General features: G+C 71.4%; 11 protein-coding genes. 6 read left to right on the forward strand and 5 right to left on the reverse strand.

Features of this window, described 5'->3' with window-relative positions:
* Positions 1 to 2: 2 nt before the first annotated feature.
* Positions 3 to 371: a hypothetical protein gene (locus ACIA5D_RS38700; protein ID WP_396035457.1), complete on the reverse strand. Its 369-nt coding sequence runs from the start codon at positions 369 to 371 to the stop codon at positions 3 to 5.
* Positions 372 to 458: 87 nt separating this feature from the next.
* On the opposite strand from ACIA5D_RS38700, the gene ACIA5D_RS38705 reads away from it, so the two are divergent.
* Positions 459 to 1,655 (forward strand): cation:proton antiporter, encoded by a 1,197-nt coding sequence (locus ACIA5D_RS38705; RefSeq protein WP_396035458.1) that lies wholly within the window; start codon positions 459 to 461, stop codon positions 1,653 to 1,655.
* Positions 1,656 to 1,694: 39 nt separating this feature from the next.
* Here ACIA5D_RS38705 and ACIA5D_RS38710 read toward each other — a convergent pair whose 3' ends face one another.
* On the reverse strand, positions 1,695 to 2,753 hold the full coding sequence (locus tag ACIA5D_RS38710; protein WP_396035459.1) for a polyprenyl synthetase family protein: 1,059 nt from the start codon (positions 2,751 to 2,753) through the stop codon (positions 1,695 to 1,697).
* Between the two features lie 52 nt (positions 2,754 to 2,805).
* On the opposite strand from ACIA5D_RS38710, the gene metF reads away from it, so the two are divergent.
* From metF to ACIA5D_RS38725, 3 genes are all read left to right on the forward strand, one after another.
* On the forward strand, positions 2,806 to 3,732 hold the full coding sequence (metF, locus tag ACIA5D_RS38715; RefSeq protein WP_396035460.1) for a methylenetetrahydrofolate reductase [NAD(P)H]: 927 nt from the start codon (positions 2,806 to 2,808) through the stop codon (positions 3,730 to 3,732).
* 6 nt (positions 3,733 to 3,738) lie between these two features.
* On the forward strand, positions 3,739 to 4,386 hold the full coding sequence (locus ACIA5D_RS38720; RefSeq protein ID WP_396035461.1) for a CDP-alcohol phosphatidyltransferase family protein: 648 nt from the start codon (positions 3,739 to 3,741) through the stop codon (positions 4,384 to 4,386).
* 147 nt (positions 4,387 to 4,533) lie between these two features.
* Positions 4,534 to 5,118 (forward strand): dihydrofolate reductase family protein, encoded by a 585-nt coding sequence (locus ACIA5D_RS38725; protein ID WP_396035462.1) that lies wholly within the window; start codon positions 4,534 to 4,536, stop codon positions 5,116 to 5,118.
* A gap of 129 nt (positions 5,119 to 5,247) precedes the next feature.
* On the opposite strand, the gene ACIA5D_RS38730 is transcribed toward ACIA5D_RS38725, so the two are convergent.
* Positions 5,248 to 6,255 carry an RNA polymerase subunit sigma-70 gene (locus ACIA5D_RS38730; protein WP_396035463.1) on the reverse strand — a complete coding sequence of 336 codons (1,008 nt, stop codon included), beginning with the start codon at positions 6,253 to 6,255 and terminating at the stop codon, positions 5,248 to 5,250.
* An 810-nt stretch (positions 6,256 to 7,065) separates the two neighbouring features.
* Between ACIA5D_RS38730 and ACIA5D_RS38735 the strand changes: the two genes are divergently transcribed.
* Positions 7,066 to 7,533: a MarR family winged helix-turn-helix transcriptional regulator gene (locus tag ACIA5D_RS38735; protein ID WP_396035464.1), complete on the forward strand. Its 468-nt coding sequence runs from the start codon at positions 7,066 to 7,068 to the stop codon at positions 7,531 to 7,533.
* Positions 7,534 to 7,576: 43 nt separating this feature from the next.
* Positions 7,577 to 9,133: an MFS transporter gene (locus ACIA5D_RS38740; protein ID WP_396035465.1), complete on the forward strand. Its 1,557-nt coding sequence runs from the start codon at positions 7,577 to 7,579 to the stop codon at positions 9,131 to 9,133.
* Between the two features lie 220 nt (positions 9,134 to 9,353).
* On the opposite strand, the gene ACIA5D_RS38745 is transcribed toward ACIA5D_RS38740, so the two are convergent.
* Both ACIA5D_RS38745 and ACIA5D_RS38750 read right to left on the reverse strand, forming a co-directional pair.
* Positions 9,354 to 10,580 (reverse strand): MFS transporter, encoded by a 1,227-nt coding sequence (locus ACIA5D_RS38745; RefSeq protein ID WP_396035466.1) that lies wholly within the window; start codon positions 10,578 to 10,580, stop codon positions 9,354 to 9,356.
* A 64-nt stretch (positions 10,581 to 10,644) separates the two neighbouring features.
* Complete coding sequence (locus ACIA5D_RS38750) at positions 10,645 to 11,115, reverse strand: hypothetical protein (protein ID WP_396035467.1); 471 nt, start codon at positions 11,113 to 11,115, stop codon at positions 10,645 to 10,647.
* Positions 11,116 to 11,148: the final 33 nt, after the last annotated feature.

The raw sequence follows: 11,148 nt of genomic DNA on the forward strand, positions 1-11,148 counted from the left end.
CCCTATTGGCGCGCCATGGCGATTCGCAGGCGCTCCTCGGGGTCGATGGCGTGTCCGTGGTCGTCGTCGCCGAGGTCGATCCGCACCTGATGGATCTTCCCGGTGAAGCGGCTGTCCGCGACGGTGCAGGCGGCCGTGACCGCGGTGCCCTGCGCGATGATCACACCGGTGGCGTCGCCGGCGGCGATCTCGAAGCCCACGTCGTCGAGCGGCACGACCAGGACGTTCGGCGCGCCGGCCGGCGGCCGCAACGGTTCGATCGGCGGGAACCGGGTCTCCGGGTCCTTGGTGTCGTAAGTGGTCAGCCCGGGCGCCGCGCGGTCCGGGATCGGGAGCATCGTTCTCGCGTGCCGGTCGGGTGCGTCACTCATCCGCCGAATCTCCGGTCCTGGCCGGACGCTCACCTCATCCTTCCTGGGTGAGGACGGCATGGGGCCCGACCGGCGACGATGCGCTGCATGGAGGAGGCGGCGCTTGCCCTGGTCATGCTGGCCGTCTTCGGCTGGGGGCTCGGCTCGGCCCGGCTCGGGCGCGCCGACCTGACCGCGCCCGTGGTGTTCGTCGCGATCGGGCTGCTGCTCGCCCGCGGCCTGCACCTCGACGAGCCGGACGCGGCCGGGGGAACCGTCCGGATCCTCGCCGAGGTGACCCTCGTGTGGTTTCTGTTCGCCGACGCCTCCCGGGTCGGGCCGCGGGAGATCCGTGCCGACCTCGGGGTGCAGGCCCGGCTGCTCGGGGTGGGGCTGCCGCTCACCATCGCCGCCGGGACGTTGCTGGCCATGTGGTTGTTCGGCGGGATGGGCGTGTGGCTTGCGCTGCTGGTCGGCGCCGCGCTCGCCCCCACCGACGCGGCCCTCGCCTCGGTCGTGATGTCCGATCCCACCGTGCCCGAACGGGTCCGGCGGGTGCTGAACGTCGAGAGCGGGCTCAACGACGGCATCGTGACGCCGGTGGTGACGTACGCGATCGCCGCCGCCGCGACCGCGGCGAGCGCACACGGCCACGCCCTGGTCGGCATCCTGATCGGCGTGGCCGCCGGGATCGTCGCCGGGCTCGCGGGCGGGCATGCGATGCGGGCGGCGCGGCACCGGGGATGGGTCGCGGCGGCGTTCGAGGGACCGGCCGTGCTGGCACTCGCCCTGGCGACCTACACCGGCACCATCTGGCTCGGGGGCAACGGATTCGTCGCCGCGTTCGTGGCCGGGCTCGCGTTCGGTCACGCCGCCGGGCGGGGCGGGACACGGGAGATCTTCTACGTCGAGCAGACGGCCGGACTGGTGTCGCTGCTGACCTGGCTCCTGTTCGGCGCCGTCGTCGTGCCGGTGGTCCTCGAGAACGCCGGCTGGGCGATGCTCGGGTACGCCGTCCTCAGCCTCACGGTGATCCGGATGGCGCCGGTCGCGCTCGCGCTGCTGGGCGCCGGGCTGCCGGCGCGGACCGTGGCGTTCATCGGCTGGTTCGGCCCGCGCGGGCTCGCCTCGATCATCTTCGCGCTGATCGCCCTAGACGATCTGCGCGGCGAGGCCGTGGACGCCGTCGCGATCATCGGCATCACGGTGGTGCTCAGCGTGTTCGCCCACGGCCTCAGCGCGAAGCCGCTCGCCAAGCGCTACGCGGCGAGCCAGCCGCCGGCGGCCGCGAAGGAGGCGCGCTGACCCTTCGCCGAGCAATGCGCCGGCCGCGGACGAGGCGCGTCAGACCGTGCGGCGGGTCGCCGCGTCGGCCAGCGCGTGCAGCACCGTGCGGGCGTCCTCGTCGATCGGGGCCGCCTCCAGCGCGGCCAGCGACGCCGACATCAGCTCGTCGATCCGCCGCTCGGTCGCCGCCAGCGCGCCGCTGTCGCGGATCAGCGACCGCAACCGCTCGACGTCCGGCTCCGGATCGCCGAGCCCCGCGTCGAGCTCGGCCCGCTCGGCCTCGCCGAGCACGCCGAACGCGGCCGCGATCAGGTACGTCCGCTTGCCCTCGCGCAGGTCGTCGCCGGCCGGCTTACCGGTCTGCGACGGGTCGCCGAACACCCCGAGGATGTCGTCGCGCAGCTGGAACGCCTCGCCCAGCGGCAACCCGAACGCCGAGTACGCGGCCGCCACCTCGGCCGGTCCGCCCGCGATCGCGGCGCCCAGCAGCAGCGGCCGCTCGACCGTGTACTTCGCGGCCTTGAACCTGGCCACCTTGCCGGCCCGCTCCAATGACGTGTCGGCGGTCGCCTGGGTCAGAACGTCCAGATACTGCCCGACCGTCACCTCGGTGCGCATCTCGTCGAAGACCGGGCGCGCGCGGCCCAGCTCGGCCGGGCCCAGCCCCGCGACGTGCAGCAGCTCGTCGGACCAGACCAGGGCCAGGTCGCCGAGCAGCACGGCGGCGCTCTCGCCGAACGAGGCCGGCGCGCCGCGCCAGGACGCCGCCCGGTGCCGGTGCTCGAACCGCCGGTGCACCGACGGCTCGCCGCGCCGGGTGTCCGACCGGTCCATCAGGTCGTCGTGGATCAGCGCGCTGGCCTGCACCAGCTCGAGCGCCGACACCGCGGCCACCACGGCGTCGGAGTCGCCGCCGAACGCGCCGCGATATCCCCAGTAGGCGAACGCCGGCCGCAGTCGCTTGCCGCCACCGAGCACGAAGTCTTCCAGCGCGTCGGAGACCTCCGCGAGCGCCGCGTCGATGCCGGTGAGACGGGTGCGCTGCTCGGCCAGGAACGCGGCGAGGGCCTTGTCGACCCGGGGGCGCAGTCCGGCCAGTTCAACGGGGGAAGTCACCTCGCAGACGCTATCTGACGGGATGTCGGTGGCTGCCGGTAGAGTCGTCGGCGTGGCTCTCGGACTTCCCTCGCGCTTACCCGGCACACCGGCGATCGGTGAGCTGATCCGGGCGGCCGCGCCGACGTTCTCATTCGAGTTCTTTCCGCCCAAGACGGCCGAGGGCGAGCGGCTGCTCTGGCGGGCGATCCGCGAGCTCGAGCCGCTGCGGCCCAGCTTCGTCTCGATCACGTACGGCGCGGGCGGCACCACGCGCGACACGACGGTCGCGGTGACCGAGCGGGTCGCCACCGAGACCACGCTGCTGCCGATGGCGCACCTGACCGCGGTCAACCACTCGGTCGCCGAGTTGCGCAACGTGATCGGCCGGCTCGCCGGCGCCGGCATCCGCAACGTGCTGGCCGTGCGGGGCGACCCGCCCGGCGACCCGATGGGCGAGTGGGTGCGGCACCCCGAGGGCGTTCTCTACGCCGAAGACCTGGTGCGACTGGTCAAGGAGTCCGGCGATTTCTCGGTGGGGGTCGCCGCGTTCCCCTACAAGCACCCTCGTTCGCTCGACATCGAGAGCGACACCCACAATTTCGTACGCAAATGCCGCGCCGGCGCCGATTTCGCCATCACCCAGATGTTCTTCGACGCCGATGAGTACCTTCGTCTGCGCGACCGGGTGGCCGCGGTGGGCTGCGAGACGCCGATCGTGTCCGGCGTGATGCCGGTGACCCGCATGGCGACCATCGAGCGGTCGTCGCAGCTGTCCGGCGCGCCGTTCCCGCCGAAGCTGCTGGCGCGCTTCGAGCGGGTCGCCGGCGACGAGGCGGCCGTGCGTGAGCTGGGCGTCGAGCTGTGCGCCGAGATGTGCGCCAAGCTGCTCGACGAGGGCGTGCCGGGCATCCACTTCATCACGCTCAACCGCTCGACGGCCACGCGCGAGGTGTGGCAGCTCCTGGCGCCGTCCGAGGTCGCCGCGGCGGCCGCCTGACCCTAGGTGACCTGGGAGCAGTACTGCGCGGCCTGGGCTCGGCTGCACGGCGGGTTCGATCCGGGCCGGGCCTCTCCGCTGGTGCGGGGGTGGGTGCTCATCGCGTACCGGATCGGGTCTTGGCTCGGTGGCAAGCGCGTCGGACCGACGGCCGTGACCACCGCGGGGTTGATCCTCTGCTGGTGCGTGCCGCTCGCGGTGACCGCGGGGCGACCGGGCTTCGTGCTCGCGGCGGTGCTGGTGCTGCTGGCGGCGCTGGCCGATGGGCTCGACGGCGCGGTGGCGGTGGTGACCGAGCGGGCGAGCCGGCTCGGCTACGTCTACGACTCGGTGGCCGATCGGCTGGGCGAGGCGGCGTGGCTGCTGGCGTTCTGGCTGGCGGGGGCGCCGGCCTGGCTGGTGGTGGCGGCGGGCGCGGTGAGCTGGCTCCACGAGTACGCGCGGGCGCGTGCCACCGCGGCCGGGATGGCCGAGATCGGCGCCGTCACCGTTGCCGAGCGGCCCACCCGCGTTCTGATCGCCGTTTTCGGGCTGCTGCTGGGCGGCGTGGTCGCCGGTCTGATGATCACGGTGGCCGCCGGGCTGTGGCTTGGGCTCGCCGTGGTGGGGCTGGCGCAGCTCGCGGTGGCGATTCGTCGCTCGCTGGCCTCCTGACCCACGGGGTTTCGGCGCCTTCAACCGAGATCGTTGATCGGTTGTCCGAGGTGGAGCGCGCTTCTACGGACGCAGATCGCGCACCGATTAGGTTTTCGCGCCGCGCCCGTCTGTACGTGTGAGATCGACTCACGAGAGGCTGACGCCATGCGGAAACTGACCTTTGCCATGAATGTGACCCTGGACGGCTACATCGCCGCGCCCGGCGACGACCTCGGCTGGAGTGGGGGTGAGGGACCGGACTCGTCGCCGAGCGACGAGCTGTTCCAGTGGTGGTCCGACCGGGTGGCGGCGACGGGCCTGGCGCTGTACGGGCGCAAGCTGTGGGAGGTGATGAGTTCCCCCTGGCCGACCGCCGACCAGCAGCCCGGCGCCACACCGGCGGCGATCGAGTTCGCCCGTCGCTGGCGGGACATGCCGAAGGTGGTGTTCTCCTCGACGATCGACAAGGTCGACTGGAACACCCGCCTGGTCACCGGCGACACGGTCGCCGAGATCACCCGGCTCAAGGCCGAGGACGCCGGCCCGATGGACATCGGCGGCGCGACGCTTGCCGGGGCGGCCATGCGGGCCGGGCTGATCGACGAGTACGTGCTGGTCACCGTGCCGGTCTTGGTGGGCGGCGGCACGCCGTTCTTCACCACGCTGGACAGCTGGGTGAACCTGACCCTGGTGGAGACGCGGACGTTTCCCGGCGGCGTGATGCTGACCCGATACGAGACGAGGCGATGAGCACGGGCCACATTCTCGGCTCGTGAGGCCAGGTCGAAACCCTTCCTGGCGTGTCGGGTGCTCATTCCGCGGTGACTTCGGTGACGGCGGTCCGCGCGCTGGACTCGTCGACGATAGGGACATGTGTGATCACAGTGTCGGGGGCAGGTCCAGCCATGGTTTGTCGGCGGCGTCGAATCCGGTGAGCTCGGCGATCTTCCCGTCGACGATGTGCAGGACCGCGATGGCAAATAGCCGGTACTCCGGGTGGTCGGGGGTGCGGAGGTACAGCGCGGCGGCAGGCATGCGGTTGACCGTCGTGGTGATACCGCGCCAGTCGTCGTGGCCGCGCTGGAAGAGCCCACCGGAGACCCAGCCGTCCGCCGCGTCCTTGGCCGTCGTGGTCACGGTGCCCGGATCGGGCAGCATCGCGAAGCGCAGGTCGTCGCGCAGCAGGGACATCAGCCCGTCGAGGTCGTTGCGTTCATGGGCCTCGATGTACGACTTCACCGCGCCGCGCTCGTCATTCGACAGCTCGTGGGCGGCGGGGCTCCGCCAGTCGAGGCGGCGGTCGGGCAGCTGCTCGCGCATCGTCACACGGGCCCGCTGCAGTGCGCTGGTCACCGATGCGATGGTCAACTCGAGGGCGTCGGCGGCTTTCGACGCCGGCCAGCCGAGGACGTCGCGCAGGATGAACACCGCCCGCTGCCGCGGCGGCAGGTGCTGGACGGCGACGATGAACGCCAGCTCGATCGTCTCCCGCGCCACCACCGATTCCTGCGGGTCCTCGGGGAGCATCCGGTCGGGGTACGGCTGCAGGTACAGCACCTCGGAGCCGGGGCCCGGCAGCTCGGACGATACGGGTGTGCGGTCGTTGCGCTTCTCCAGGAAGTCGAGGCAGGCGTGCGTCGCGATCCGGTACAGCCAGGTCCGCAGGGCCGCACGACCTTTGAACGACTCCCGCTTGTTCCACGCCCGCAGGAACGTCTCCTGCGTCATGTCCTGGGCGTCCTCGTAGTTCGCGAGCATCCGGTAGCAGTGCACCTGCAGCTCACGCCGGTGGCGCTCCGTGATGAGCGCGAACCGCGCCGCGTCGCCTGAGCGAACCACCGCGATGAACGTGGCCTCGTCAGCGCCCAGCGGTCCAGCGTCGGTCATGGTCAGCAATCCTTCCACGGTACGAGGGGGCTACCAGAACTGACGACGTGGCGGAGGATTTCTGATCGGTGACCGGGGCCACTTCAGAATGCCGAACCGGGGCCACGTCAACTTGCCGAAATCGCGCAATCCGGCTGCGAAGGAGTCGCGGGGATCTTCATAAGCCGAGTGTGACCGGGGCGGAGGGTATGCCGGACGTGAGCAAGTCGGTCAGCGGTGTGGCGAGGTCACGGGGCGAAAACAAGTCAGGTCTGGTGTAGTTGGTGATCTCAGAGAGTCGCCACCATCGAGAGCCGGCGAGTGCTCATCAGCGGCGAGTTGGTCGCCGGTGAACTCGCCTTCGGGCTCGAAGTGGGTGGCGCGGCTGTTCCAGGTCCTGCCGGAGGCTGTCGGTCGTGACGCGCGAGCGTGCGGCGACGCGAGACGCTTCCGGCCTTGGCTAGTTTGAGCAGGCGCCGATCGACGCCCCGAGGTGGCTCCGCCCACCCAAGAAATCGAGCGACACGTCCCGCGTACGCCCGTACGGTGTTGATCGACCGCTTGGGGCCATCGCCGCGTGCGGTCGATGCAACAACCGCAAGGGCGACCGGACGCCGAGCGAGGCGCGGATGCCGCTGCTCGTCCGGCCGTTCGCGCCGACCTGGGCGGCACTCGCCTGATTAACCCGGTTTCTAGGGGGAATTCGGATAAATGGTCTTTTAAGGAGGCCATTCTAGACGACGACCGGTGGGCCGGCACGGGGGCAGGTCCGCCGGTCGTCCATTCTCTGGATAATCCAGTTACGGATAATCCGGCGCTAGGATGACGTACATGGCAGCACCCGAACGCACCGAGCGCGACATCACCGGCCTGCTCAACATGGCCGGCCACGTGCTCTCCAACCGGCTGGGCGCCGCCCTCGCCGATGTCGATCTGACCCCGCGCATGCAGTGCATCCTCGTGCACGCGCTCGAGGAGGAGCGCACCCAGATCCAGCTCGCGGCGCTCGCCGATCTCGACAAGACCACCATGGTCAGCACCGTCGACGAGCTCGAGCGGCGCGGCCTGGCCGAGCGGCGCCCGTCGGCCACCGACCGTCGCGCACGGATCATCGCGGTCACCGAGAAGGGCCGGCTCGCCGCCGAGGAGGGCCAGCGCATCGTCGACCAGGTGCACGCGTCGGCGCTCGGCACGCTGCCCGACGAGTCGCGCGCCGCCTTCGTCGAGGCGCTCGGCGCGCTGGCCGGGGTCTCACGCGATCCGGGTCCGCAGCCGATCCGGCGGGCGCGAGGCAGGTGACAAACAGATAGTCCGCTAGCGGATTATCTGCTACGGTCTGGCCATGAGCCTTTCCGTTAGCCGCCGCGCAGCCGCACTCGCCGTGCTCTGCGCCATGTCGCTGATGATCGTTCTTGACAGCACGATCGTCGCCGTAGCCGTTCCGGACATTCAGCGCGATCTGGGCTTCTCCGCCGCCGGGGTGGCCTGGGTCGTCAACGCCTACCTGGTCGCGTTCGCCGGCCTGCTTCTGCTCGCCGGGCGCCTCGGCGACCTCGTCGGCGCCTGGCGCGTGTTCCTGGCCGGGCTGGGGTTGTTCACGATCGCCAGCCTGCTGTGCGGGCTGGCCGGCAGCGCGGGCCTGCTGGTGGCCGGCCGGTTCGTGCAAGGGGCCGGCGGGGCGCTGGCCGCCGCGGTCGTGATCGGCATGATCGTGCGGCTCTTCCCCGAGCCGGCCGAGCAGGCGCGGGCCATGGGGATCTACAGCTTCACCCAGGCCGGCGGGGCCGCGGTCGGGTTCGTCGTGGGCGGTGTGCTCACCGACGCCGTCGGCTGGCCGGCGATCTTCCTGGTCAACGTGCCGATCGGGGTGGGCGTGTGGCTGGCCGGGCGGCGGCTGATTCCGCGCGAGGCCGGGCCGGGGCTCGCCGGCGGGCTCGACCTTCCCGGGGCTTTGCTGATCACGGCGGGACTGTCGCTCGGGGTTTACGCCATCGTCCGTACGGGATCGCCCGACGCCACCGGGCCCGCCACACTCAGCGGAACCGTCGCCGTGCTGCTGATCCTTGGCTTCCTGCTGCGGCAGCGGCTGGCGCGACGGCCGCTGATCGCGCTGCGGGTTCTGTTCCGGCGATGGCTGCTCACCGCCAACGCGGCCGTGCTGCTGGTGTTCGCGACCGGGATGGGATTCCAGTTCCTGAACGCGCTTTTCGTGCAGCGGGTGATGGGGTACGACGCGCTGGGCACCGGGCTAGCGTTCCTCCCCACACCGATCGTGATCGGGCTGGTGTCACTCTTCGTGGCGCCTCGCGTGACCGGGCGGTTCGGCCCCCGGCCGGTGCTGATCGGTGGGCTGTCATTGCTGCTGGTCGGGTTGCTGTTGCTGTCGCGGGTGCCGGCTGAGGTGTCGTACGTGGCGGATCTGCTGCCTCCGCTGCTGGTGATGGGGCTGGGCGTGGGGGTCACCGTGCCGGCGATCATCATGCTGGCCATGACGGGGGCCGCGCCCGCCGACACCGGGATGGTGTCGGGGTTCAGCAACACGGCGCAGCAGGCCGGTGGGGCGCTGGGACTGTCGGTGCTGGCGGTGGTCGCGGCGGCTCATACGTCGGGGCGTGCGGCGGTGGGAGTTCCGCTGGTGGAGGCGCTGCGGGACGGGTATACCCGGGCGTTTCTGGTGGCGGCCGGCTTTGTGGTGGTGGCAATTCTCATCACTGCGATCTTGCTGCGCCGGCCGCCGGTCTTGGCGTCGGCTGCTGCCGCGACACCGGTGGGGGGTGGCGGTGGCGAACAGTTCAGGTCGCCGGTAGGGGTTGGCGGTGGCGAGCAGCCGAGTTCGCCGGGGGTTGCTGCGGGGTCCGGGTTGGCCGAGCCGCGGGCGGCGTGCAGCTCTGCTTCCTGACGGCCGGCCGCTTCGCTTCGCTTCGTGGAGATCGCTTCTGGAGATCGTTTCGCGGAGATCGTGGAGCGGGCTGGGCACGGTGCCCCACGGCGGGTTTCAGCCGTGATGAGTTGGCGGGCGGTGTGCGCGGCGACTTATCAAGGTCGCGACGGCGTTGGGGCTTTGCCTGCGGCGCGGGTTGAGCCCTGACGAGTAGGGGTGCGGTGTGCGCGGCAGTTCATCAAGGTTGCTGGTGGGTGGGCGGCGGAGCCTGGTGGGAGCTGGCTGCGAGTTTTGGCTGGTGCAGGGTTGTGGCGGCCGCGGTCAGGGACAAGATGGCGGTGGCCAGGAACAACGGGGTGGGGCCGAAGTGGACGGCGGCCGAGCCGAGGGGGATGGCCAGGGCCACCGGGCCGAACATGACGGTGTTGGAGGTGGCGGCTACCCGGCCCAGCAGGTGGTCGGGGGTGCGGGTCTGGACGGCGGTGACGCCGGCGATCAGCGACCACACCAGGCCCAGGCCGGCCAGGGCGCTGCCGGCGATCATCGCGGGCCACCACGGGATCGACGAACTGACGCAGCCGGCGGCGAAGACGGTGGCGCCGAGGGCGGCTACCGGCAGTGGGGAAAGGCGGGCCAGGAGGCGGCCCACGAGCAGGCCGCTCAGGATGGAGCCGGCGCCCTGGGCGGTGGAGAGGTAACCCAGGCGGGTGGCGGGGAGATGGAGGCCGTGGACGACCTGGCCGATCACCGCGGCGTTCGCCAGACCCGACAGGCCGATCGCGGCGGCGGCGACCAGGACGGGAGCGCGGACGGCCGGGTTCCCGAAGAGGGCCGCCAAGCCGACCCGGATCTCACCGCGTTCCGGTCGGTGTGCGCCCGTGGCGGGCGGCGCGGTTGGCGGCGTGCCGGCCAGCAAGACCGGCAGGTTGAGCAGGGCGTAGCAGGCGGCGGTCAGCAGGGGAATCGCGGCGCAGATCAGGACCACCGGAACGGGGCCTTGCCAGGCGTACAAGCCGGCGCCCACCAGCGGGGCCAGAAGCTTCATGCCCTCCTGCGCGCTCGATCGCCAACCGTTCACGTCGCCCAGCAAGGCGGTGGGCAGAGCGGCGGGGAGGATCGCGGTCTCGCCGGCGTCGAGGAGCACGTAGCTCACGCCTCGGGCCAGGAGGATCGCGTAGATCAGCCAGGCGTCCCGGGCGGCGGAGACCGTCAGCAAGCTCAGGAGCAGGGCGCCCAGGGTGACATCGACCCAGATCAGCAGGGGACGGCGGGGGAGGCGGTCCACCAGCGCGCCGAGCCAGGGCGCCGCGAAAGTAGGTGCGTAGATGCACAGGCCGGTCAGGGCGGCCAGGGACACCGAGCCGGTCAGGTCGACCACCCAGATGCCGGCCGACAAGGTCATCGCGGTGCTGCCGAAGCCGGACAGCAGTGAGATCAGGACCAACAGGAACGCATTTCGGCGCACGGCGACGGCCTCCCGAGGATTGAGTCGAGTGGACTCATATCTTCAAGAGTTGAGTGGCGATCTGTCAACGGGGAGTGGCGGCCTCCATGGCGGTGCTGAGCCGCTCGGCGCAGGTACGGGTCGGTCCGGGCAGGGCGACGCCGGCGAGGTCGGCCACCACGTCGGCCACCAGCGAATACAGGCCGGACACCGGGGCGTCGGCGGCGAACGAGAGGGTCTGGCGTACCAGGGTCGCTCGCCGGAAACGGGTGTCCCAGCGGCGGTCGGCCCCGACTCGCCGGAACAGCTCGACGGCCGCCTCACGCAGGGCCGCAACCTCCGGGCCGTACGGGGAATCGGTGCGCACGGGGCGCAACGCGGATGTTAACCGCAACCGGCGTTGCTCGGCCGCCTGCCGGCTGCCCAGGCCCAGCGCCGAGGCGATGTCGGCCCAGGTCGCTCCCTCGCGCCGGGCCTGGTCGATGAGTTCCAGCTCCGAGGCGTCCAGCCGCGCCCGCGCCGCGGGGATCTCGCGTAGCGCGGTGAGGTCGGCCATGCGGGGACACTATCAGTTGTCAACGTGTTGTTG

This window comes from Actinoplanes sp. NPDC051513 (assembly GCF_044454685.1).
In the GTDB taxonomy this organism is placed as follows: Bacteria; Actinomycetota; Actinomycetes; order Mycobacteriales; family Micromonosporaceae; genus Actinoplanes.